The sequence below is a fragment of the Nocardioides sp. Z43_10 genome (assembly GCF_059766615.1).
The window spans coordinates 231,945-255,329 of sequence record NZ_JCBAJY010000008.1; the positions used below are offsets into that span (position 1 = coordinate 231,945).

23 protein-coding genes are annotated in these 23,385 nt (G+C 67.8%); 5 read left to right on the top strand and 18 right to left on the bottom strand.

Annotated features, from left to right (window positions below):
• From AC6EI4_RS15985 to AC6EI4_RS15995, 3 genes are all read right to left on the bottom strand, one after another.
• Window positions 1-303 carry a hypothetical protein gene (locus tag AC6EI4_RS15985; RefSeq protein ID WP_498452061.1) on the bottom strand — a complete coding sequence of 101 codons (303 nt, stop codon included), beginning with the start codon at window positions 301-303 and terminating at the stop codon, window positions 1-3.
• A gap of 110 nt (window positions 304-413) precedes the next feature.
• Window positions 414-914 carry a hypothetical protein gene (locus AC6EI4_RS15990; RefSeq protein WP_498452062.1) on the bottom strand — a complete coding sequence of 167 codons (501 nt, stop codon included), beginning with the start codon at window positions 912-914 and terminating at the stop codon, window positions 414-416.
• A 9-nt stretch (window positions 915-923) separates the two neighbouring features.
• A complete protein-coding gene (locus tag AC6EI4_RS15995; protein WP_498452063.1) occupies window positions 924-1,334 on the bottom strand; it encodes a single-stranded DNA-binding protein in 411 nt (136 codons plus the stop codon).
• A gap of 439 nt (window positions 1,335-1,773) precedes the next feature.
• On the opposite strand from AC6EI4_RS15995, the gene AC6EI4_RS16000 reads away from it, so the two are divergent.
• The 4 genes from AC6EI4_RS16000 (at window position 1,774) to AC6EI4_RS16015 (ending at window position 4,850) form a co-directional block, all read left to right on the top strand.
• Window positions 1,774-2,766, top strand: a complete 993-nt coding sequence (locus AC6EI4_RS16000) for a hypothetical protein (protein WP_498452064.1) — start codon at window positions 1,774-1,776, stop codon at window positions 2,764-2,766.
• A 123-nt stretch (window positions 2,767-2,889) separates the two neighbouring features.
• Entirely contained in the window at window positions 2,890-3,309 is a 420-nt protein-coding gene (locus AC6EI4_RS16005) for a hypothetical protein (protein ID WP_498452065.1), read from the top strand.
• A 220-nt stretch (window positions 3,310-3,529) separates the two neighbouring features.
• The gene (locus AC6EI4_RS16010) at window positions 3,530-4,537 is read left to right on the top strand and encodes an ISL3 family transposase (RefSeq protein WP_498452066.1); all 1,008 of its coding nucleotides are present in this window, start codon (window positions 3,530-3,532) and stop codon (window positions 4,535-4,537) included.
• Window positions 4,515-4,850 carry a transposase gene (locus AC6EI4_RS16015; RefSeq protein WP_498452099.1) on the top strand — a complete coding sequence of 112 codons (336 nt, stop codon included), beginning with the start codon at window positions 4,515-4,517 and terminating at the stop codon, window positions 4,848-4,850. Before AC6EI4_RS16010 ends, AC6EI4_RS16015 begins: the two co-directional genes overlap by 23 nt.
• Window positions 4,851-5,063: 213 nt before the next feature.
• Here the strand turns inward: AC6EI4_RS16015 and AC6EI4_RS16020 are convergent, their stop codons facing one another.
• From AC6EI4_RS16020 to AC6EI4_RS16060, 9 genes are all read right to left on the bottom strand, one after another.
• On the bottom strand, window positions 5,064-6,863 hold the full coding sequence (locus tag AC6EI4_RS16020) for a type IV secretory system conjugative DNA transfer family protein (protein WP_498452067.1): 1,800 nt from the start codon (window positions 6,861-6,863) through the stop codon (window positions 5,064-5,066).
• Window positions 6,824-7,303 (bottom strand): hypothetical protein, encoded by a 480-nt coding sequence (locus AC6EI4_RS16025; protein ID WP_498452068.1) that lies wholly within the window; start codon window positions 7,301-7,303, stop codon window positions 6,824-6,826. Before AC6EI4_RS16025 ends, AC6EI4_RS16020 begins: the two co-directional genes overlap by 40 nt.
• Window positions 7,300-8,355 (bottom strand): ArdC family protein, encoded by a 1,056-nt coding sequence (locus tag AC6EI4_RS16030; protein ID WP_498452069.1) that lies wholly within the window; start codon window positions 8,353-8,355, stop codon window positions 7,300-7,302. The genes AC6EI4_RS16025 and AC6EI4_RS16030 overlap by 4 nt, the downstream gene beginning before the upstream one ends.
• A 47-nt stretch (window positions 8,356-8,402) precedes the next feature.
• On the bottom strand, window positions 8,403-9,890 hold the full coding sequence (locus tag AC6EI4_RS16035; RefSeq protein ID WP_498452070.1) for a putative type IV secretion/conjugal transfer ATPase: 1,488 nt from the start codon (window positions 9,888-9,890) through the stop codon (window positions 8,403-8,405).
• Window positions 9,887-10,312, bottom strand: coding sequence for a hypothetical protein (locus AC6EI4_RS16040; RefSeq protein ID WP_498452071.1), 426 nt, complete (start codon window positions 10,310-10,312; stop codon window positions 9,887-9,889). Before AC6EI4_RS16040 ends, AC6EI4_RS16035 begins: the two co-directional genes overlap by 4 nt.
• Window positions 10,313-10,430: 118 nt before the next feature.
• Window positions 10,431-11,897, bottom strand: a complete 1,467-nt coding sequence (locus AC6EI4_RS16045) for an SCO6880 family protein (protein ID WP_498452072.1) — start codon at window positions 11,895-11,897, stop codon at window positions 10,431-10,433.
• A gap of 6 nt (window positions 11,898-11,903) precedes the next feature.
• Complete coding sequence (locus AC6EI4_RS16050) at window positions 11,904-13,229, bottom strand: TrbL/VirB6 family protein (protein ID WP_498452073.1); 1,326 nt, start codon at window positions 13,227-13,229, stop codon at window positions 11,904-11,906.
• Window positions 13,230-13,253: 24 nt separating this feature from the next.
• On the bottom strand, window positions 13,254-13,559 hold the full coding sequence (locus AC6EI4_RS16055) for a DUF6112 family protein (RefSeq protein ID WP_498452074.1): 306 nt from the start codon (window positions 13,557-13,559) through the stop codon (window positions 13,254-13,256).
• 61 nt (window positions 13,560-13,620) lie between these two features.
• A complete protein-coding gene (locus AC6EI4_RS16060) occupies window positions 13,621-13,893 on the bottom strand; it encodes a DUF6112 family protein (protein ID WP_498452075.1) in 273 nt (90 codons plus the stop codon).
• 11 nt (window positions 13,894-13,904) lie between these two features.
• Here AC6EI4_RS16060 and AC6EI4_RS16065 point away from each other — a divergent pair, with 11 nt between their 5' ends.
• Entirely contained in the window at window positions 13,905-14,156 is a 252-nt protein-coding gene (locus tag AC6EI4_RS16065; protein ID WP_498452076.1) for a hypothetical protein, read from the top strand.
• Window positions 14,157-14,388: 232 nt separating this feature from the next.
• Here AC6EI4_RS16065 and AC6EI4_RS16070 read toward each other — a convergent pair whose 3' ends face one another.
• The 6 genes from AC6EI4_RS16070 to AC6EI4_RS16095 all read right to left on the bottom strand — a co-directional run bounded on the left by AC6EI4_RS16070 (window position 14,389) and on the right by AC6EI4_RS16095 (window position 23,385).
• Entirely contained in the window at window positions 14,389-15,204 is an 816-nt protein-coding gene (locus AC6EI4_RS16070; RefSeq protein ID WP_498452077.1) for a Sua5/YciO/YrdC/YwlC family protein, read from the bottom strand.
• A gap of 253 nt (window positions 15,205-15,457) precedes the next feature.
• Window positions 15,458-15,886 (bottom strand): hypothetical protein, encoded by a 429-nt coding sequence (locus tag AC6EI4_RS16075; protein ID WP_498452078.1) that lies wholly within the window; start codon window positions 15,884-15,886, stop codon window positions 15,458-15,460.
• 205 nt (window positions 15,887-16,091) lie between these two features.
• Window positions 16,092-18,314, bottom strand: coding sequence for a hypothetical protein (locus AC6EI4_RS16080; protein ID WP_498452079.1), 2,223 nt, complete (start codon window positions 18,312-18,314; stop codon window positions 16,092-16,094).
• A 159-nt stretch (window positions 18,315-18,473) separates the two neighbouring features.
• Window positions 18,474-19,166 (bottom strand): hypothetical protein, encoded by a 693-nt coding sequence (locus AC6EI4_RS16085; protein WP_498452080.1) that lies wholly within the window; start codon window positions 19,164-19,166, stop codon window positions 18,474-18,476.
• 1,131 nt (window positions 19,167-20,297) lie between these two features.
• Entirely contained in the window at window positions 20,298-21,380 is a 1,083-nt protein-coding gene (locus AC6EI4_RS16090; protein ID WP_498452081.1) for a hypothetical protein, read from the bottom strand.
• A 355-nt stretch (window positions 21,381-21,735) separates the two neighbouring features.
• Complete coding sequence (locus AC6EI4_RS16095) at window positions 21,736-23,385, bottom strand: M23 family metallopeptidase (protein WP_498452082.1); 1,650 nt, start codon at window positions 23,383-23,385, stop codon at window positions 21,736-21,738.

Consider the following 23,385-nt stretch of genomic DNA (forward strand, 5'->3'; position numbering starts at 1 on the left):
TCACGCCGGTGCGTCGAGCGCGCGGGCCTCGTCGAGCATGTCGAGGACGAGCTCGACCTGCAGGGCGTCCACTCCGTGCTCGACGAGCTCTTCGATCGCCGACTCCGCCACGACCGCCAACGTTGCGTGGTCATCGAGCAGCCGCGTGGGGTCCAGGCCGGGCACGTGGTCGCCGTGGAGGGCGTCGAGGTAGAGCAGGGTCCGCTCGTAGGCAAGTGATGCATCGACGGTGACCGCGTGGTTGGCCAAGGCCGCGAGGTAGGTACGTGCCTCAGCAAGCGCGACGGCATCTGCAAGCAACATGGGGGCCCCTTTCGATCTGTGGATGTCTCAGCGTCGGACGCATCGAGGCGACGCCGCCGGCACGCCGTCTGAACGGTGGATAGGTGTGCCGCAGACACCCGCTCTGGAGGTCAGCCCCGGGAGCGCTGCCGCTGGCGGTAGTCCTCGCGCAGGAAGGCCTGGAAGTCCTCGCTGCGGTCGGGGATCACGGACTCGGGCGCTGTCGGACGTGGGGGTTCACCGGGCCAGGTCGTGACGCGCGTGGGGCGGTCACGATCCAGGCGGGCTCCGTTGGTGGAGACCCATTCCCGCAGCCGGGTGCGTGCGATCGAGAAGTCGTGGTGCCAGTGCAGGGGTGCCGAAAGCGGCGCATCGCGGTGGTAGCTGTTCAGCCAGTGCAGGTGTAGGGCGGAGAGCTCCCAGATGAGCTCATCGTGACGGTGCCAGAACGGCGGGATGATCGCCGGAGGCAGCCCGTAGGCCACGCGGAGGAAGTCGACCCACCGGTTCAGATCGACGAACGCGGAAGAGGCCTCGTCGGGACCCAACGTCAGCCAGTTGATCGGGCTCTCAGGGATCTCCGTGTCCGAGGGGTCGAAATCGGAGGCCGCGGCTACGCCGGGGGTGGACACGACGCGGCCTCACAGGCCGATGGCGGGCGGCGCCGTGGTGATGCTCGGCTGCGTGGGAGCAGCTTGTCGGCGCTGGACCTCGTACTTGGTGCGCTGGGTGTCGTGACCGATGCGTCGTGCGATGAACTCGTCCCGGATGACGCTGGTTCCGTTTGCCTCGATCTCGTACTCGTGGACGTAGCCACTGGCCAGGAACGAGTCGCCCTTCTTGAACCGTTCATAGGCCGTGAGGGCGGCGTCGTTGAAGAGGACGAGGTCGTGGAAGGTCGGATCGAGCCTGGTGAAGCTGCCGTCGACCTCCTTGCGGTAGTGCTCACAGCCCACTCTTGCGTGGAACCGAGGAGCGCCGGAGCTGGAGAAGTGGAGGTCGGGGACGGTGGCGATGAAGCCGGCCAGGCTCATCTGTGTGGGTATCGACATCTCGGACTCCCTAGTGGCGAGCGGCGCCGCGATTGGCGGCGGCCGGTGGCAGAGAGGTGTCGCCAAGGCCCCAATCCCGGAAGCACAACTGGCATGGCAATGCCCTACCCCCAAGCGACCTATCTCCCGGCGTACTCGACTGCGTGGCAGGGGCTTGGCGCCGTCGATAGGCCGACTTCGACCGCGCAGGACTACGTAGCCCGCTGGTGATCACGTCTCCCACTAGGTCGAGTCAACATGGCGCACCGGGCGACTTGGTTGGAGCAGTCACACCGAGCAGGATCGGAGAGCAACCTGACGTGTGGCACCGCAGACGAACGCCATTTCACCAATTCCCCAACTATGGGCGCCGACAGCGGACTACGGTCGGACCATACGTCCGTGGCGATGCGGGCACGACCACGCCGACGCTGCGACCTGCTCGGAGGGAACTCGATCCATGGCCCAGTACGGATTCCGACTGTTTCTTCTGAGGCTGCACGAGGGGTTCAAGCCCGCATCGGTCGACTTCGCCAAGTCGGGCGACAAGCGGGACGCGCACTACGCCGAGGTTCTGCGAGATCTCATCAAGCCCCACCTCAACGTGGTGCTCGACGGTCGACCCATCCTGGTCGATACCGACGACGGTCACGATCTGAAGATGACCCCCGGCGGCGAGCTCAGCTGTCGATGGGAGCGCGCAAAGCGATCAGGAAATCACGTCTCCTTCTCGCTCCGATACGGCAGGCAGGGCGACTACGACCTGGCCCTCAATACGGCTGAGGAAGCGAAGCTCGAGGACAAGGCGACCACGCGGCCATACCGCGTCGAGCTCTTTCTCCCGCCTGCCGGCGACTTGGGTGTGCTGGCAGTTGAGACCGTTGGGCGAACCCACCCCACCGAGATGTTTTCGCGATGGGCGGGTCTACTGTCGCGTCGGTCCTCGCGGGGGAAGGCTAAGTGCGGTGTGCTGCCCCCCTGGTGGCGGATCAAGCTGGAGCCGTACCCCGACCCTGCCCAACTCGAGGAACTCATCTCGAACGGATCCAAGGTTCGCCTGCAGGTGACCAAGTACGTGCCGACCGCGAGCGGAAAGGGTCGCAGCAAGCAGCTCATGCTCGTGGAGCACGTCCACACGCAGACCCTGCTGAAGAAGGCGACGGCCAAGGTCAAGGAGTGGACCACCCATCCCGACGCCGACGGCGCGAGCGACGTCGCCGGACTCATGACTCCGGGAACTGTCGGTGGTATGGGGTTCACTGATGGCGAGGTCGTGATCGAGGACGAGAGCGGGCGCGAAAAGCGACTCAGTCCCGGGAAGATGGACGAGATCTTCGTTTATCCGTTCCCGGGACTTCACGGCAAACGGCCGAAGGCGGCTGCCTGGAAGTCCGAGGTTGGGGCCAAGGTACAGGCGTTGGCGGAAGAGCAGAAGCTGCAGCTCGACTGGTAACGGAGGGAGGATGACGTGACGGATCGGTTCAGCCCGTGGGGGCTGCTGGGTAAGCACCTGTCGTCGCTCCGTGATCACCGTCCTGGTCGTACCTGGGATTGGACCGCGCTAACGGTGCTACTCGTGCTTCCGACAGCGGCCGCAATCGTTATGGGATGTGTCGGAACCATCACCATGCCCGCTGGGTGGTTTACGGGCGTCGCGCTGCTGACCGGTGGGCTGATCGGCTCGTTCAGCTACGTGGCTGGCCTCCGCATGAAGCTGGCCGAACGCGAAAGCACCTTTCCCGACGGGGAGGCCCAGATCCGCCAGTATCTGGATGAAACGGTCGCCCACATCTTGACGGCCGCATACGTGTCAGCGATGACCGCGCTCGTCTTGGTCATCGAGATGAACCTCAATCGCAAGCTGGACGGGTTGTTCGCCGCCGTTCCCACTTGGCCCTCGGTCTACCTCCTCCTGCTCATCACAATGATCCTGCCCCGGCTCTTCCACGCGTACGAAGAGTTGAACGACGTCCTCCGGGCGGTGCCGCCCAAGTAGCGGGAGCAGCCCCGAACGGGGTGTCGAACTTTTGAGGTAGGGTCGCCAACTGTTTGGGGCAGCAAATCCCCCAGTCACTAACCAGCCTTCGCAGCCGAACCACGTTCCTGGCTCTTCACAGTTGACGATGTAGGTGGGCGTTGGCGCGTCGGTCCCGGGATAGGCGTCGAGGTCTCCCGAAGATGGAAGTTCTCACGCTCACCATCTGGAAGACCTCGACGTGCCCGACGCTACCGTCGGCGAGCGCTCTGATGCGTTCGCCCACCCCGATCTGTCCACTTTCTGTCGTCTCGATGAGCTGGGTCTCGTCGTCACCGGCCAGCGCCTCGAGCCCGACAGGGCGGTCCTGGCCTGCCGGGTCCTCGAACCCGACCAGTGGTGTCGTCGCTGCGGCTGCGAAGGGGCACCGCGCGACACGGTCACCCGGCAGTTGGCCCATGAACCCCTCGGGTGGCGACCCACGACACTGCTGGTCACGATCCGCCGCTACCGGTGCGGCGGCTGCGGTCATGTGTGGCGCCAAGACACCTCCTCTGCGGCCGAGCCCCGCTCGAAGCTCTCACGTCGTGGGCTGCGCTGGGCACTCGAAGGGACCGTGCTCGCTCATCTCACCGTCGCTCGGGTCGCCGAAGGACTCGGGGTCGCGTGGAACACCGCCAACGACGCCGTCCTGGCCGAGGGTAAGCGGGTCCTGATCGACGACACCACCAGGTTCGACGGCGTCAAGGTCCTCGGCGTGGACGAGCACGTGTGGCGCCACACCAGACGCGGCGACAAGTACGTCACCGTGATCATCGACCTGACCGGGATCCGTGAGGGCACCGGCCCCGCCCGGCTGCTCGACATGGTCGAGGGCCGCTCCAAGCAGGTCTTCAAGACCTGGCTCGCCGAGCGCCCCGAAGCCTGGCGCCAGGGCGTGGAGGTCGTCGCGATGGACGGGTTCACCGGGTTCAAGAGTGCCACCGCCGAGGAGCTCCCCGACGCGGTCGCGGTGATGGATCCCTTCCACGTGGTCCGCCTGGCCGGCGACGCCCTCGACCGCTGCCGGCGTCGGGTCCAGCAGGCTGTCCATGGTCACCGTGGCCACAAGGGCGACCCGCTCTACTCCGCACGTCGCACACCGGCTCCGGGCTGCTCACCGACAAACAGAAGGACCGACTCGCTGCGTTGTTCGCGGCCGAGGAGCACGTCGAGGTCGAGGCCACCTGGGGGATCTATCAGCGGATGATCGCCGCCTACCGCGAACCCGACCGCACCAAGGCGCGCGAGCTGATGAGCAAGCTGATCGAGTCGGTCAGCAGCGGTGTCCCAGCCGCGCTGAGCGAGGTCGTCACGCTGGGACGGCGTTGAAGAAGCGAGCCGACGACGTCCTTGCCTACTTCGACCGGCCAGGCACGAGCAACGGCCCCACCGAGGCCATCAACGGACGACTCGAACATCTCCGCGGCTCCGCCCTCGGGTTCCGCAACATCACCAACTACATCGCCAGAAGCCTGCTCGAGACGGGAGGCTTCAGACCCCGACGACACCCTCGTCTGTGAAGAGCCTTCAAACGGGCACAGCCGCTCGGGGTCGCCAGGCCTCACCCGGGTGCCACGTCGGGTGCCGCGCTGGGTCGCTGGGGCGGGTGGTGTCGATGTGAGGGCGCCACGACGTGCCTCAGTGGCGGCGAGATGCTGCGCGTTGGATGATTGGCTGTCGCCGGATGTGGCTGTTCAGCAGGCTGTGCCGCCAATGGAGGCTGGCAAGCCGTCCTACTGTCGGCGGAGTGCCCGTTCGATGTGTTCACGGTCCGTCGCTATGTCGCTGGCCTCGTGTCTGGTGATCCATGGTCTGAGGTCTGTGACCAGTGGGGGAGCGCTGCGTAGTAGGACGAGTCCGGTGCCGAAGGGGAGGGTCCGGATGGTCTCGGGTGGGAGCACGGGGACGCGTCGGGTGGAGCGCTGGAGGGAGCGTGAGCCGTGGTCGCCGATGGAGGTGGTGTCGGTGAGTTCGTCGCGGTCGCCGATGAGCGCGGTGAGGTCTTGGAGGTCTCGAGCTGATGCGGTTCCGCCGAGGATGATCTTGACGATGGAGGCGTCCCAGATGGCGCTGGCGGCGTGGTCGCCCCATTTCTCGCGCGCTTGGGACAGCGATTGCAGGATCGGCATGGTGGTGATGCCGGTCCCTCCGCCTTCGGCCATGAGGACGGGAAGGGAGGGCAGCGGGGAGAGGTTGCCGATCTCGTCGAGGGCCAGCAGCAGCGGGGGGTCGAGCCGTGCGCCGGGGGAGTGGGCGGCGAGGTGGCGGGCGGTCTCGACGAGGTCTTCGATGAAGGCGGCGACCAGGGACCAGGACGCGCCGGCGCCGGCGCCGGTGGCGAGCAGGTAGAGGGTTCCGTTACTGCGAAGGAACTCCTGTGGGTCGAAGTCCTCACCGGGTTCGGGACTGACCGAGTCCAGGACGCGTGGGTCGGCGAGGCACGACAGCGCGAGGGAGACTCCCATCCAGATCGAATCCCGGGTGCGGGGGTCGCTGTGGATCATCGACTCCAGTGAGTCGCCCCACCCGAGGGCAGCGCCTTGGTGACTGGCCAGGATCGCGACGGCGTCGCCTGCTGCGGAGGGCGACAGCGTCCAATTGAACAGCTCGCGCGGGGTGCGTCGGTCGAGTGCTGCGGCGTGGAGGAGTGCTTGGAGGGCGGTGCGGGTCTTGCCCTCCCAGAACCCGCCCGATTCGACGCCGCCGCTGGATAGCCCGGTTGCCGAGGCCAGTCCGGTGGCCCGGATCATCGCGGTGAGGGGGTCCTCGCATCCGCGGACCGGGGACCATCGCAGCCCGGAGGGGAGCCCTTCGGCCAGGTGTTGGGGGTCGAACACCGCGACGGGTCCGATCCGTTGGCGTGCGCGGAGGGTGGCTGCGATGTTGTCCGGCCGGGTTGCGGTCGTGATCACCGCTCCCGGAGCGTCCAGGATCGCGTTGATCACGACGTGGAGTCCCTTGCCCGAGCGCGGCGGACCCAGGATCAGCGTGGAGTCCTCCACGGAGCTCCAGACCTCCCGCCCCCGGCACCGACCGAGCAGATACCCGATGTCGCCGGGTTGCGGCCGGCTGAGTGAGGGACGCAGGGTCGTGCCCCGCGCCAGCAGCGCTTTCGTGGAGGCAGACTGGGCGACATCGCGGGTGGTCGCGACTCCCGCGAGGCGCCGCGGATCACGAGCCGCCCCGTGCCGGATCCCGGTGAGCACCCGCCACCCCGACCAGACCCCGCCCAGGACCAGAGTCAGCATCACGGTGACCGTCGTCCAGTACACGAGTGGAGGCAGACCGATGGCTCCCAGGGCTGCGCCGGGATCCTTGGGTTGGGTGAGAACACCGAACCCCTGCGCCAGCCCGCCCGTGGGGTGCCGCGTCCCCGACGCCCAGGCCGCCAGCGTCCCGGCGAGGCGAAGGACCACCGTGAGGCCACCGAGACAGCCGACCAGGAACAGGGCGAGGTTGACGAGCGTGTCGTCGACGGGCCGGGCTTGCGGGGTCATGGCGACTCGCAGACCGCGACGGCACGCGACGTACACCCGAGCAGGACCACCACGGCGCCGTGGCCGGTGAGCACAGCCGGGGGCAGCCGGAGGAGGGCTCGCCCGCGAGCGTCCGCGGTGCAGTGCGCGACGACCAGGGCGACCTCGACGCGTTCCTCTGGGTGGAAGCCCTCCCCGGAGATCCCGGGCTCGACACCGGCCAGCGCCGCAGCCGGTGCCGGCTGCGTGGCGGTGGTGGGCTTGGGAACGACGACGTCGGTGAACACCGACTTGTCGCTCTCAGTCACCCGTACACGGACCGGGCCGAGGTTGGCGGCGATCTCGTCCACCACTGCCTCGACAGACTCCCGGCCGATGGGCGCCGCCCGGGGCCAGGGGACGCCGTCGACGAGCACCGACGCGATGCCGCTCTCGTCCATCTGGACATCGATCAGTGGTATGACGACGGGGACCCGCGGGTCCGCGGAGGTACTCATAGTCCCATCGCCTCCGCGGGGTGGCCGCGCTCCGCGGGGCGCGCCGTCGTAGCCCGCGATCGCCGTGCTCCGTGCGGGTGGTCGCGGTCCAGACCCGGCGGGGCGCCGTCGCCGAGCTGAGTGGTGGCGAGGTCGTCGAGGACCTGCACTGCAGTGGCCCGGACACGCTCAGCTGTGGCCTGGATGACCTCGGTCGGCGTCTTGCCCGGCACGCTCTCGGCCCAAGAAGACACGTAGGGGACGGTGTAGTCGCTGGTGTCGACGCCGTGGGCTGCGCCGATCATCAGCGCGACGCTCTCTGCATCCACCTCGGCGATCCCACGGTGTCGTGCTGCGTCGCGGTTTGCGGGACCGTGCAGCAGCACGTGCGCGAGCTCGTGCGTGAGCGTCTTGACCTGGGCGGCCGGGTCCATGTCGCTGCGCACCGACACCTCGTGCGCTGTGTAGTCGGTGAGTCCGTTCGCGCCACCGATCGCCGTAGCATGCGGCACCTGGCGAAGGGCGAAGCCGCGGGACTCGACCTGGGTGGCAAGGGCGTCCCATAGGCCGGGCGGTGCTTGGCCGTGGAGCAGTTGCGGGCGGGGACGTTCCGGGATCGCGTCACCGGTGGTCTGGGAGACGTCCCAGACGTAGGCCGGTCGCAGCCCGATCATCCTGGTGCGGACCGTCTCAGACCCGCTGGGTCGTTCCCCCCGGGCGAGGCGGTGCCACGACGCATCCACGGCGGGGGTGGAGGAGGCGAATCTGGCGGTGACGGGGGCGAGGATCTGGTAGCCGGACTGGCCCTTCTCGACCTGGCGACCGAGACTGAGCCACTGCTTGAAGCCAGCGACGTATGAGGGCGCCGGCTCGGACACGCGGCCCTCGTTGAAGGCAGCGAAGTGCTGGGTGGAGATCAGCAGCGTGTTGTTGAAGGAGCGCGACCGGAACCGAGTGGCGAACTCGAGCGCCCGGCGCCAGTCGTCGCCGGTCACCAGCGCGTCGACAGCGCCGATGAGCTTGTCGTGCACCGCGTCGAGCTTGGCTGCCCGCTGCGAGGGATCGACGTGCATGTGGGGTCCTCCTGTCACCACCCGCTGTCACCACAGCGAGGTGCGTCTCACGTCCCGGTCATCCGGGCGGCGGTATCGAAGAGCTCGAGTTCGGCGGGGTGCAGCTGGTGCTGGACTACGAACGAGCGGTGCTTGATCCGCCACAGCCCTTGGCCGGTGCCGAGGGTGGGCAGGAGCTGCTGCTCGGTCCCGGTCAGGCCGAGCGCGGCGGCGGTGGAGCCGAGTTGGTCGGACTCTTGGCGGTAGACCACCCGTGTCTCGGCATTGGCAAGCAAGGACGAGGCGAGTGCGCGCATCGCGGAACCCTGGTCGCCGACGTTGTCGAGGTCGGAGAGCTTGTGGAAGATCAGCATGTTCGCGATGCCGTAGTGCCGGGCCAGCCGCCAGTGCGCGTCCATCCGCCGCAGCAGCGCCGGATGCGACATGAGACGCCACGCCTCGTCGTAGACGACCCAGCGTTGACCACCGGACGGGTCGAGCAGCGCCGACTCCATCCACGCTGAGGCGCAGGTCATCAGGACCGAGATCAGCGTGGCGTTCTCGGTCACTCTGGAGAGGTCGAGGGAGATCATCGGCAGGCTGGGGTCGAACCGGACGGTGCTGGGGCCGTCGAAGAGCCCGGCCAAGTCGCCGGCCACGAGTCGACGCAGCGCGTGGGCGACCAGCCGCCCGTCTTCACGCAGGGTCCCGTCCGGGTCATCGGCCCGGTCGGGGGCCAGGAGCCGCTCGACGACCATCGGCAGCACGGGCACCGGGGAGGAGCGCACGGCCCCGGACAGGGCCACGTCAACGGCCGTGTGCTCCAGCGGGGTGAGGCGGCGCTCGAGGACGGTCTCGGTCAGTGAGCCGATGAGGTCCCGGCGGCGCGAGGTCACCTGAGCGTCCCACTGCGCGTCGTCGAGCCCGGAGGGGCGGTGACCGGCGTCCAGGGGGTTCAACCGGTTCGCCATCCCATGGCCCAACGCGATCGCCCTGCCACCCACGGCCTCGGCAACGGCCGTGTGCTCGCCCTTGGGGTCGCCGGGCACGTACACCCGCCGTCCGAAGGGGATCGAGCGGGTGTAGAGGCTCTTGGCCAAGGAGGACTTGCCGGAGCCGACGATGCCCGCGAGCACCATGTTCGGGGCAGTGATCAGCCCACGGGCATAGAGCACCCAGGGGTCGTAGACGAACGAACTGCCGCTGTAGAGGTCCTGGCCAACAAAGACCCCGTCACTGCCCAGGCCACCTTCGGCTAGGAACGGATACGCGCCGGCCAGCGTGGCCGAGGTGTCCTGATGGCGCGGCAGTCGCAGCCGGCCCGGGGTGCGCAGCGCCGCAGGCCCGGATTCACCGGATGCGGGCAGTACGACGGTCGCTCGGCGCTCGGCTGCCAGCTCGTCGGCTTCCGCCCTCGCGTTGGCGCGACGGTCGTCTCTGTCATCGCTGATCAGGGCCCGGGCCGCGGCCCTGCGTGATCTCCTGTCGCGGCGTCGCTCTCTGCCCGGGGAGACCAGGACGCTCGAGTGGAGCCGCTCGTCTTGGGCTCTCCTCACAGGGACAGTCCCGTCTCGGGAACCACGCGGTTGCGCTGCGGGGGCGACGGGGGAGTGCGGGGGGTCGGGGCGGGCGGCGGGTGGTAGGTGATCGTCGCCTCGCTCTCGTGGGCTCGGTTGAGTCCTGCGCGGACCTGGGGGACGATCTCGGCTGCACGATGCAGCTCCCAGGACACTTGGGCGCAGGCGGCGCGGCCTGCACGTGGACCGGCGGTGGTGGCGGTCAGCTGGGCTGCCGGTGTGTCGCGGAACTGTCCCAATTGGTGCAGTGCCTGGGCCAGTGAGGCGAGGCCCTGGGTGAGCGAGCCGAGCACCGCGTAGATCTCGCTCGGGTCCTCGATGGAGCGCGTGGCGTGCGCGAGGCCGCGCAACGCCTGCTGCGCCTCATCGGCATCCGATGAGGGGCGAGTGAAGGTTGGCATCGAGTCCTCCTGACGAGGTGGGCGGGTCGACTTTCAGGTGCCCGCGTCGACCCCATGGGGGCATCCGGATCGTTGGGCACCGGTCGCGCGCGAGTCTTCTGCTGGAGCTGCGGAGTCTTCAGACGGGTCGGCACAGGGGGAGGGCGGCCGCGGTGAAGGCTTGGGCTTGCTGGCCCCACAGGCGACGTGTCTCACACGAGGCCTGGATAGCGGCCTGCTCGAGTGCGGAGACGGCACACTCGAGTTCGTCGGGGTCGCTGGCGCTGAGGGCGATCAGTCCGCTCACGCGCAGCACGCCGTGCCCGGCCGTCAGGTCGGCTTCCTGCTGGAGCACGTCCTGGTACTCCGCGGACTGTTGGGCGTCCTCGATCTGCCCGATCCGCTGCCGCTGGGCGACATCGGAGATGTACTCGGTCTTCTTCTTGCGGATGTCACGCGCGGCCTGGTCGGCGCGGATGGGGGTGTAGAGAAGCGAGAAAGATCGCCGCAGACCGGAGGTGAGCAGGACCGGTGCCAGGAAGCCCGGGAAGACCAGGGAGCGGGGCCATTCGCTGACCCACAGGACGCAGTGGTGGGCCGAGTCGCTGCGCAGGCTGCCCCAGGTCTCCGTGGCCGCGACCGGACCCGCGGTGGCAAGGTCGCGGCCCAGGTCGCCATGGCGTTGCAGCGCACTCGCGACGGCGGGGTCGTAGGCCGAGCGCAGGATGAGGGCGAGATCGCCCGGTGACAGCCAGTCAGAGGGTGCGAGGTCGGCGGAACGCAGTGCTGCCACGAGCGTGCCCATCTCCTGGCGCAGGACCGCGGCGGCGCCGCGGTTGCCCCCTCCGGCTGCGCGGATCGCTCGCCCGGCGGCCTTCAGGTCCAGGGACACCGAGATGGTGCTCGCGTGCCGCTCACCGGCGGGGCCGGCCCGGTCGATGAGCTCGGCGTACGTGCTGGAGGTCCAGCCGCCGTCGCCGCGTCCGTGGCGCGCCCACCAATCCGCGAGCCCTTTCCCGGAGTCCGGCAGGGTCCGCTCCAACACCTGCAGCGAAGCGAGCCGCCCGGAACGGCAGGCCGTGGCGAGGACACGACCCCAGCCGACGACGCGGCGCTCCTGTTCGCTCGGGTCGAGGAGGATGAACGCGGGGTGGGACACGCCGACGATCGCGGTCAGCGTCGCGAGGTGCGGGTCGTGGACCATCACGGCACCTGTCGCGGGATCCAGCCACTGCCGCAGCCGCGCAGCATCGCCGGGCAGCGCAAGAGAGCCGGCGGGACGGGGCTGGACGATCCGGCGCCGGTAGATCAGCTGGCCACCCGTGGAGCGCCACAGCCAGCGAGCGGTGACCGGCAGCCACTCGATCAGCTTCCGCCCGCCCACCCCGCCCCCTGCCAGGCCGACACACACGAGAAGGACCGGCGCCACCACGACCAGTGCGGAACCGCCTCCGGCGTACAGGCCTGCGACCAGCGCCGCCGCGCCGATCCCGACCACCACCAACTGGGGCGCCGACAGACCCAGGATCACGCCGCGGCGGGCCAGACGGGAGAACTTGACCGGCGTGAGCTCGTGCTCAGCCCGGGCGGGTGTGGTCTGCGCCATGGCTGCTCACCTCCCCGTCCGTGCGCCGCTCGAGCCCAGAGCCGCATCCGCCACCTGTGGCAGCGGCAGCGCCGGCTCGGGCTGAGACTGGCTCGCGCCCTCGGCGTGCTGCGCCGCTGCGGCCCCGACATACCTTCCGAGCGCTGGCCCTGCGGCAGCCGCCCCCTTGACCGCCATCGCGCCCGCAACCAAGGCACCCCCAGCCGCCGCAGCGCCTGCCATCCCCGCGCCACCCGCGGAGCCGGCCGATCCACCAGCACCAGATGCTCCGCCTGCGCCGGACCTGGCCGGTGCCACCGCCGGGGCAGGGCCCCGTCCGGGTGAACCCTCGGCGCCCGATGAACTGCCGCCCGCGCCGCCCCCATCCAGAACAGTGCGCGGCGCGGAGCCACCACGCCCGCCCACCGGGAGGGGGAGTGGCCGGTTGAGAGCGCCCTTGGCCTCCTGCTCGGCCGACATTGCGTGGTACATGTCGAAGCCCATGAAGCTGATGGCCTTGTAGGACAGGTAGGGCGCGAAGCCGGCGATGAGCATCAGCGCCACCCCGGCGATCGGCTGGCTGGCCGACTTCAAGTCGGCATCGATGGGCGCCGAGACCTGGGAGGTTGCGAGCAGGAAGATCACCACGATCACGACCTTGGACAAGATGAGCGCCAAGACGAAGGACGCCCACCTGCCCACCCACGCGCGGGTGTGATCCCAACTGGCACCGGCCAGCGCGATCGGGGCGAAGACGATGGCGATGAGCAGGAGGGCCTTGCGGACCAGCAGGCTGACCCAGACGAGCACCGCAGCCCCGATCGCCAGCCCTGCGATCAGGATCGTCACGATCGCGCCCGCGCCGGGTGCGGCAATGCTGAGACCGCCCAGTCCGGCGCTCAGCAGTGCGATTCGCTCACCCATCTCCTCCATGTTGGTGCCGGCCGCATGCACGATGCCGATGCAGAGCTGATCAGTGACCTCCAGGGCCGCAGCCAGCAATGTGAGCGCGACGAACGACCCGAGCACCGACTTGGCGAGGCCGAGCGCGGCGCGCGTGAGAGCTGCGGGCTCGCGGCGCACCATCCCACCGATGACCTGGAGCATGAAGAAGCCGAGCATCACGAAGACCGCGACCCCGAACAAGATGTTGTAGACCCTGGTGAACTGGCTGCTGGTCACGTCGATGAACGTGGTGCTGTCGAAGACCTGCCAGACGCTCTCGAACATCCACCCGGCCGCGTTGCCCATCGCCTCTGCCAACCAGTCGAACGGAGCCGTGACGAGGCTCGCCGCCGCTTCACCCGCGGAGTCACACACCCCCGAGATGACCGGTACGTCGCAGACACCCATGCCGGGCTCCTTCCTCGTCGGGGATCAGACGGCCTGGCCGACGTTCCAGAAGAAGTTCACAAGCGCGACCGATGCGCCGCAGATCACCGCAGCCCCAAGACCGACCAAGACGCCGAGTTTGCCGCGGCCGGCGAGGTGCGGGTTGGACGAGTTCGCGCCCAGCGCCCACACGATGGCGGAGATGATCAGCGCCAGCACGGCCAGGATCAGCCCGACCGTCATCGATGCCCCGACGATCGAGCGCAGCTGTCCGATGCCCGGCAGCCCGTCCGAGTTCGGGGCGATGTTGATGTCGAGCGGCAGGAGCGCGGAAGTACCCAAGTTGAACATGCTTCTCTCCTCGAGGTCGGTGCGGAGGAACTGCCCGTAGACAGGTGTGCAGAGCTCGCCGCTACAGCGAGGCGCCCACGTCGAGCAGCCAGTGCGCCCATGCGAGGGCCCCGCCGGTCAGAACCGCGCCGAGTACCGAGACGAGCAGACCCGCCTTCGCCTTGCTCGTGGTCTGCCAGCTTCCGTTCGCCGAGCCGATCGCCCAGCCCGCCGCGCAGACGATGAGCATCAGAACCGCAACCAACAGCCCATAGGTCAAGAGAGCGCCCACCATCCGACCAAGATCGTTAGAACCACCGACAGCCCCGAAGTCGGGACCGACCGCAGCGACCATGAGCGCGAGTCGTGTCATGCCCTGCAGGTGCTCACGCCGATCCAGAGCATCCGGCGAAGCCGGGGCCGCCCCAACACCAGGATGAAGCGCGCCGAGCTGTTGCGGGCCGCGCCTCCGGCCGGCATCTGATGCGCGCCTCCGACGTGCTGGCCGCCGACCACCCCGCGCTGGCCGAGCTTCTCCGCGTGCACGGCACCGGAACGCCGGAGGAGGTACGCGGCACCTCGCCGACGTCACCTGAGGCTCGTCGAACCTCGACCTGACCGAGGACCAGGCTCGACGCACGCGTCCGTCTTGTTGCCCGGGACGGCGCTCAGCCACTCCACCAGGTCGCGGCGTGCTCGCCGATCGCCCGCCCCGCGCCCGTCATGATGCCCAATGCCAAGGCACCCCAGCCGACTTGGGCGAGGCGGGACCGGGCGAGGGTGAGCGCCCTGGCGCGGCGAGAACCGAGGCCGCAGGCAACGAGTCCCGGCGGGGGACCTACTCGCCGCCTCACGTCGCGTCGCTCCAGTCGACACCGGCCTGGGACCGGACGGCACGCTGGAGGTCTTCGACCTCGAGCGAACCACGCCGGATCACCTCCACGGTGCCCTCGACCTTGCCAACGGAGAGCATCGTCGAGTGCTGGAGCAGTCTCGCCGGGCCGCGCCGCACCTGCCGGATGAAGTATGTCCTCGTCCGCGGCGTGCGCTCCTCGTGCAACCGAAGCGCAATCTCTAGTGCCGCCGTCACGTCAGAGACGATCCGGCCCTCGTGGTCACGCAGGGCTGCCGAGGTGATGGGGAGGCCGGACGTCGCGCTGAGCTGTCGCTCGATGACCGACTGGCTCACCCGGACCACGACCCCGTGGGGAGCGTGTAGCCGCCGACCGAGCTCCCGGCCGAAGGCGCTCGCGGGCTTGGTGTGGATGCCGAGCCCGCCGGGCCAGAACCCCGACAGCGTGATGACCGTCGAGGTGAACCTGATGATCCTCGCAGCCATAGAGTCGTAGGCGACCGACACCGGGATTGGCTGACCGCGGTGGTCGAGGAGCTCGTCGAGCGCGGCGACACCGAGGTCGCTGCGCGGATCGACGCCCAAGGCGTACGAGCAGTCCGACGGGAACCACACGACCGCGCCGCCGGCGAGGTCAGCGACGATCTCGCGCAGCTGTGCCGAGCTCATCTGGTCGACGTGCGCCGGGTTCACGATGACGAAGTTCGACGGGAGCGCGCTGCGGCGGCTTTGTCGCCTTCCGCCGTTCGGGTCCCCCGGGGCGGGCACCGCTAGTGTGGGATTGGTCATCTCGATACCTTCCTGTGACTGCACTGGGCTGGGACGGCTGGCCGTGCGACCCGGAGGTCAGATTTCCGGGTCGCTGCGTGCGCGCTCGGACCTCATCGAAAGACGTGGGAGCCGCACTCCCGTGCCCCGAGTCTGCGCACGGCCGAAACGTGCCGGCAACGCATGCATCTATCTGCTGCCCCTCGTCCCGAGATGCAGGCGTGCACATGCAGGCTCGACTTGCCTCGGACTCGATGCAGGCGAATGCAAGTCGTCCTGTCGGCCGGGGAGACTCGTCCTACTCGCTGTCGCCGACGAAGCTCCAGTCGGCGTCCCCGAGCTCGCGGACGACCGGCTCAGCGCCGGAGCCGATCTCGAGCCGGATGTCTCCCGCCGCACCCGTTACGACCACATCCGTGGCGTATCCGACGAAGAGATGGTCGTCCGCCCACGCGACCGACCCGAGCTCGTCGCCGTCCGCGTCCCTCGCCCTCAAACTGACGTAGGGGGTGGTCGAGTCCTCGCCGGAAACACCACCGACGACCAAATACGTGCGGTCCGAGCGGACGAGCACGTGGGCCGGGTCCTCGGCATCTGGCACGTAGACGCCGGGATCTGGGTACACGGACTCCACCAGCGTCCCCTCCACGACCGCACGGACACACACGACCCGGGTGCTACCAGCCGTCGCGACGTGGACGGTGAGGTCCTTCTCTGGGGTGGTCATGCCCCACATCTGGTCGACGTCGCGCGACGACACTCCGAGGCTCTGGCGGCACACCGCCTTGGCCTGGTCTTGCTGTCCCTCGTTAATGCTGATCGAGGATCCGTTGCCACCGGAGCTGCCCGGCGGCGCGGGACCGAGCACGGCGTGCACCAGCAGTCCGCAGACCACTCCTCCGAATGTCGCGAGGAGCAGCCTGGTGGGAGTACTAGTCACGGACCACGCGAAAATCGGTCATCACCCACCTGGTGTGCGAGTGGCACGGTTCGAAAGGGACGTAGCCTGCCACCGGCACGCGCACCCCGGCCTGCGCAATACCGTCGGACAGCTCCTCGAGCTCCACGGGTCGAGGCGTGCAACGCGCTCGATCGGTGCCCGGGTCGATGATGCGCTGGCCGTACAGACGGGAGGAGCCTGGCACGGGCACCAGACGTGCGGATCCGACCCCGACGAGGTTGATGCGTGCGGTGCCGAGGTCAACGCCGTCCTCGCCGTCACGGTCCTCGTCGGTCTCGAAGCCCTCGTCGGCGACGGCGCTGATCTCCATCACCCCGTCGCGCGTCACTCGGCTGCGCAGCTGGACCGTGTGCATGCCCTCGCTTGTGTTGCAGCTGCTGTCGTGCAGCTGGACGAGGGTCGTGACCTTGTCGCCAACAGTCGCTGAGTCCAGCGGCGTCCAGTCGTGGTCACCGACACCCACGTCGAGATTGGCACCCCTGTTGAGCGAGTGATCCCCCATGTTCTCAAGCCAGAACGTCGCCTTGGCGAGAACGACCACTGTCTCGTGTGCGCCAACCTCTCCCACGACGTACCGGCCGAGGATGCGGTCGTCCTCGTTGCTCGTTTCCGGCACCTGGAGTGAGGCGACCTCGGCCACGACGCTGCCGCTACTCTCATCATCCTTCCACGTGGTCCGAATTCGGGCGTCCCCGTCGATGAGGACGTCGCCACCGTGGGAGCACGAATCCCATGAGTTGTCCGGAGTGGAGATGATGACCGAGGCGGGCTCGTAGGTGATCGCCCCGTCCTCGTTCACCTCCGCGGGCGCCCGGTCGAGGGGGATAACGAAGGCCCCGTCGGTATCGCTGGTCATCAATCGCGCCTCGAGCCTCGCGGCCGGGGAGCTGAGATCCTCCGGCTGGTTCGCACTGACCTCCGACTGGATCTGGACGGCTACTCCCGTGATCGCCTCATCGGTGGGATTGCGCAGCTCGAGGCGCAGCTCGAAGCGGTCGCTCAGGACCATGTCGCTTGCCCAGCTGACGAATGGCTGCGCAATTACGGGTGCGTCTGTACGGGTCCCGGCCGACCATGACGGGGTGGGCTTTCGTGGCAAAGGTCTGATCGAAAGATCTCCCACGAGTGGCGTCGTCGGCTCGGGCGGCGGAGGGCCGACCATGTTGTCGCGCGCACTGTGATTCTCTCCGGACGGCATCGAGAGACCCGAGCGGGTCCATGTGTCCGGCGCGACGACGAACGTCGTGACGGCGGCGACGCTCGCGACTCCAGCCATGAGGACCTTTCCGTCGCGGAGTCGCGATGGGAGGCGGGCCCGTCGAGAAACCGATGGAGGCTCGGTTTCGCTTGCCGCGACTGCGCCGACCTCACCGTCCGCTGTCGAAGGCCGAGGAGGCTGGGGACTGGCGCCGGACGCGGACGCGGACGCGGGCTCGAACCCGGGCGCAGGCTGGTTCGTGGACGCCAGGACACGCCGTACGTGATCCGGGTCCCGGAGGCTGGTGCTGACGGCTTCGTGCAGCTCCAGAGCAAGCTCGGTGATCCGCGGTCGGAGGCCTGTTCCGTAGCTGTTGTACGTGAGCTGGCCGTTTGTCTTCCTTGCGAGCAGGAAGGTGACTAGGACCCGCCGAGTGTTGATGAGGTTGTGGTCGAATCGAGCATCGAACCAGCGCACTGGGTCTCCCGTGGTCCGAAGACCTTCGGAGGGCCGTCCGGATCTTCCTGCCTCAGCCGCGCGCGCGGCTCTCGCATCGACGAGGTTGGCACGGATCTGGGCTCGGGTCAGGCCCAGCGGGTGCCACACCTCGGCACCCTCAGGTTCGCGAAGTGCGCTGTAGTAGTTCTCTGGCGCGCAACCGAGCAGGACGAGTGCAGCCTGTGCCCAGCGTCTCGGGCCGTCGGGATCCGTCTCGTCGGCGGCGTCGAGCATGACGTGGACGAGGGCGCGGCAGTACAGCTCGAACGCCTCGTCGTCGCCGATGGAGAGCTGGTGGTCGACGACGAGGCGACGTGCCATCGAACCGATGGCGGTTTGCACGGCCGCGGACGGGGCGAGACCCGGCCACAGGTACCGCGCGGCGGTCGATCTGCCCAACGCCTGCGCGGCGGGTGGCTTGCTCTCGGTGGACGTCTGCAGGAGAGCCTCCAGCGCATCGGTCACGGCTCGGGGGGGATCCGCTGCGATGCGCTCCATGCTGTCCTCCTGCCGGCGGGTCCGTACTGTACATCGGCAGATTCTGTCGCAGGTGGTCAGTCTGGGAGACCGTTGTTCCAAGTTGTCAGGGTGCTGTCCGGAACTAGGTGATTAGTGACCCGAGCGTGCGTGGTCGGGTCTGCTGACACAAGATGAGCTTCAAAGCCGTCCGACAGCGGCAGCTCCGATAAGGATGTCTGTGAGTCGGCCGCGCTGCTGCGCAACCTGATCCGGTGTCACGATCTTGAAGTTCCCCAGTTTGGCGTCGATTTCGAAGAACGGGGTCGGTCCGGGTTCTACCGTCGATTCGATCTCTGCAGACAGCATTCCCATCCCAGCCCGAAGGCGGGTGGTGACCCTCGGTGGAGGTGGTGCCTTGGGTGCCCAATCCACCTTCCAGCTTGCTAAGAACGAGAATTCGATCGGGCGTCCTGACTGGACAATGCAGGGGTTTAGACAGATCGTCGAAATGTCGTTGGTGTCGCCATTCTCCGCATGGGAGATCTGCGAACCCGACTTTAACCTGCCAATAGGCCCGATCACATCAATCCCGTGACCCACGATGGTCAGGTGGCCCCCGTCAAAGTTTGCAGGCGTCAGATCTGTTCCTCTTCCAGTCACAAGAGTGACCGTCACGATACGGGGACGTTCGACCATGTCGCCTCGAAACCGCACTTCAAGTTCGTGGTCCTCAGGGAGACCTAGCGGAACATCGTCAACAGCGCACAGAAGGCGGCCTTTCTTTGGTCGCGCCCACGCCCAGAACGCGAATCCCAGAGCGAGTATGGTGACGACAGTGCCGATGGCGCCGATCCAAGGCCCGTAGTCGGTCAGGAACTCCCCCAAATCCATGTTTGCTCTCTCTTCGCGAGGTCGTAGGCTCGCTGAGTATGCATGATGGACGCCGGAGATACGTCCTGCGGGCGGGGAATGCGATCCAGTTGCTCGCGGCCGGTAGCGGGCGTGTCGATCCGCCTGTCCCCTCAGCAGCGCTCGACGCGACAATACGGGCTTGACGCGCCTACGTTGGTGAGTATCACCGAATCGCGCCTACTCGACGACGAGAGCTGTCCCAAGTGTCAAGGCCCCATCCGGGTCCACGAGAACGTACTAGCGAACACGAGGCGAAGAGCAGGAGTTCGCAAGGAGTGTGCGCGAGGCTGCGCGCTACTCGCGTCCGACGTCGGTGATGAATGAGCGGTGTGACGCTACCTGAGAAGCGCCCCGACACCTTCCTCGCGAGTTGGCGTCACTTCGCCACGATCCGGTGAGCGACAGACTCAGTCTGGATCTCGCCCAGGTTCGTCGGCGTAGACTGGGGTGTCAGGTCGCGGAATTTCCTGTTCGTCTCTCACCGATGCTTCCTCGATAGCGGTCAGAACTTCGCCTAACCACACCCTGACCTGATTTGTCGAGAGATGTCCGATGGAGGTCTGAGAACCACCGTAGTGAATGGTCGAACTGTCGAAGCCCGGCTGCGAGCTAAGCAACCTTCCCAACGAAGGTCCCGCATCGTCTTCCCAGTGCTCGAGCACCTTGCGCCACAGTCGGAGATCTCGGCTATCTGGGTACCCAGGTATGCCATCGGTGGGCAGTAGAGAGCGAACCTTCTCGATCTGAGCCAAGACTACGACCAGTAGGTATGTGGCACTCTGCACATCCCACAGATGTCCATGAGTGAGGATCCCGGGCCGCGTGAGGGCGGCCTCCTGCCACTCGTCGTGTCTCCCCTCCCGGTGGAGGTTGACCCGATACCTCGTGGCCAATCCTGCTGCCGTCATCCGTTGGTCAGCTTTTTCAAGGGCCGTCAAGCGGGCGTTCGCGAGATGGATCCATGCGGCTAAGCGGTGACGCTTGACCCGTCGAGATGTGATTTGATCTGGCACATTGAGATGATGGCTCGGCACGCGACAATCTGCTATCGCATCTGCCCGTGCGGCGTGCGGCGTGCGTGCGTCCGGCAGTGCGTCGATACGTAGCGCCCTACTCGGTCGACAAGTACAACTCTGCGATGTCCACGAGGATGGGCCGCAGACGGTCCCAGTTGGCCACCGCATCATCCGTGGGCATCGTCGGATTCTTGAGCGTGAGCTTCTTTGAAGTCATGCCGCTCAGCGCCGCATAGACGGTGTCCGCCTCCCGGTCCCAGCCTCGATCCCGCATCGGCTGAAGAGCGATGTCGAGGGTGTCCCAAGCGGCCAAGTAGACGTTGGCGACCGACCCGCGGCCAGGTGTCTTCAGGAGTGCGGCACCCGGTGTCTGGTGCACGACCAAGTCCAGCTCCTCCGCCAGTTCGTCAAGCAGTTGCATGGCGCGCAGTGTCGCGGGCTTCGAAGCCGCGAGCGCAGCGGCGCGATCAGGAGGACGGCGCGGACTGCTCTTCGTGCTGGCAGCTGCTGTGCGGCCGTAGACGGCAGGAACGATGACGGTCCCCTCATATCCCTCCGCACGGTATTGCTTGACCTCGACGGCAAAGACTTCGGCTGGGCTCATCTGCTCGTTGAGGAACTCCGTGATCCGCATGAGCTCATCTGGGATCACATCCGCGACGAAGACCATCCTGATGCGGCCCGCCCGCAGGTTGTCGCCGACCTGCGCGAAGAACTCGGGGATGGCCACATCGTGGCTTTCACAAAGTGACGCCAGTACGTCGTCCGGCTCCTGGCCGAGGTCCTTCTGCGTCATCTCGAACGCAACACGCAGACTGTCAACTGGCCAGTACCGGACGCCATTGGCGGCGTAGTCAAGCATCTGCCCAACGACTTCCCGCCGGATTCTGGTGTCGGTCGATCGCTTGACCTCCACGAGAGTCGGAACGGCGTCCTGGTCGACGAACAGGTGGTCGACGCTCCACCGCGAGCCCGAGTCGTCCCGGTCGGGAACACCCTGCTCCCGCTTAACCAACGCCCAACGACGCGGAGCCTCCGGAGACATCTGGCCACCTGCGAGAAGGTCAGGGTGGGTCTCCAGAAGGGCCTGCAGGACCTCTTCAGCCTCGTAAGGCGTCACAGACATCGCGACCAACTGCCCGTCAGACCCGATGTGGAAAAGCCCGTCCCCGCTCACGGGAGATCTCCTCGAGCCGACATGCCGCCATTTTGCCTCAGAATCCTGGGTTGCGTCGGACAGAGGAAATCCGGATGGCGGCCGGTGGCTGGTCGGCTTTGGGTCAGTGCGGGTCGAGGTGACGCTGGGTACGGCGACGTGGCGGACGTCGGTCTTCGCTGACAAGGTGCGCGGGTTTGTGCCGCCGTAAGAAGGCACTACGGCGGACAGGGGGTGACGTCGGGGACACGGCGGGCGTGCGTCCGCACGTGCTGTGGGTGGCCTATCGCCCGGGGGGGGGGGGGGGGGCGAGCTAACGACGCCCGCAAACACGGGCTCCAAGACTGCATTCCACCGCGAATGCCCGACCTCAGACTTACGGGGCGGGGCTTCGCTCTGCCGTTGCGGTAGCGGCGTTCGCCGCTGTCCAGTGCAGGTGGTCGAAGTGCCCGCCGGTCACGGAGGCGGCATCGTGCATACCGCCGCCGTCGTAGGGCCGCCAGCCTTCCGCACCGCGGGCTACCGACCAGATTCGTCCTTGCCAGATCAGGTACTCGATCCCGAGTGTGTGGGCGTTGGCCTTGAGCCAGTTCGTGACCCGCCACCCCAGGGTGAGCGCGTGCCCTCGCGCGGGCTCGCCGATCGTGTTGTCGAAGGTTCCGTCGCAGGCGCGACCAACAGGGTGTTCCGAAGAGGAGCCGCCCTCGCGCCAGCAGGCCCACGAGCTGCTGGGGAAGTGCGCTTGCATCTGGGCGAGCACGTAGGCCGTCCTCGCGGTGATTCGGCCGGGGGACGTCGGGTCGTCGACGAATCGGTTGGGGTCGGTGCCAGCGTAGGGCGCAGCTTGCGTCGGCGAGTCGGAGCCGCAGGCTGCCTTGCTGGCCGTGGAGCCGGGCGGGAGGTTCGCGGCTCCACGGCTGGTGAGCCACCGTTCGGGGTCGATCGCTGCCGAGAAGGGCCCTCCGAGCCTGATCTCGAAGTGCAGGTGTGGTCCGGTTGCCTTGCCGTCTGCGCCTACGTCGGCGATGTGCTGCCCCGCCGCGACGGTCTGGTTCTCCTGCACGTGGATGGCGTCGCGGTACATGTGGGCGTAGCCCGAGACCACGGTTCGTGCATCGATGGTGTGCTGGATGAGGATCAGGTGGGCATACCCGGAGGACACGGGCCCGGCGAAGACGACGCGGCCGTCGGCGACGGCCAGGATCGGAGTCCCTGCCGCGGCCGCGTAGTCGACACCAGTGTGCACGCTGGGCTCTCCGGTGACGGGGTCGGTGCGAGGCCCGAAGGTGTCAGTGCGAATCCACGTCCCGGCGGGCAGCGGGAACACCATCCGGGTCGACTCCGCGACCGGCACCGGACCACCGTCAGCGCCGCTGTGGTCGGGGCTGGAAAGGGTGCGCAGGATCGACTCGGCGACGGGCTCGAAATTTGCGTAGCGGTCCGGGAAGGCCGAGGCCTCAACTGACTGGGCCGCCACGCCCGGCGCCAGCTGCTGCCAGCCGGGTATGTCGAGGAGGCCGCGGGGTGAGCCGTGGTTGGGACCGTGGGGTCCGCCGAAGAAGGCTCGTGCCTGATAGTCGGGGTCCATCAGCTGCTGCACGGTGCCCCAGCCGGTGCTCGGCCGCATCTGGAACATGCCGAGCGAGTCGTGGTCCGAGCCATCGCCGTCGTGGGGGAGGGACGCCGACTCCGGATAGGCGGTGGAGTTGCCCAGCATCTTCAGGGACGACTCGGTGAGCGCCGCCATCAGCGCCACCTTGATCCCCGTCCGGTCGACGCCGGGGGTACGGCCACCGATGGTAATCACCGTCGCTGCGTGCACGAGCTGCGAGCGACTGAGGGTGACGGCCGTGCCGTCAGCTGTGGTGGCGACGAGGCGATGGGGCAGCTGAGCGACGGCGACGCCTGCCTTGGGGAGGCACGACGCCTGCGCCGACGGGTTGAGCAGGACACCCACGCCCACGAGGAATGCCGCCGGTCCGAAGAACAAAATACCCAGGCCGAGGCCGACCGCGGACTTGAGCAT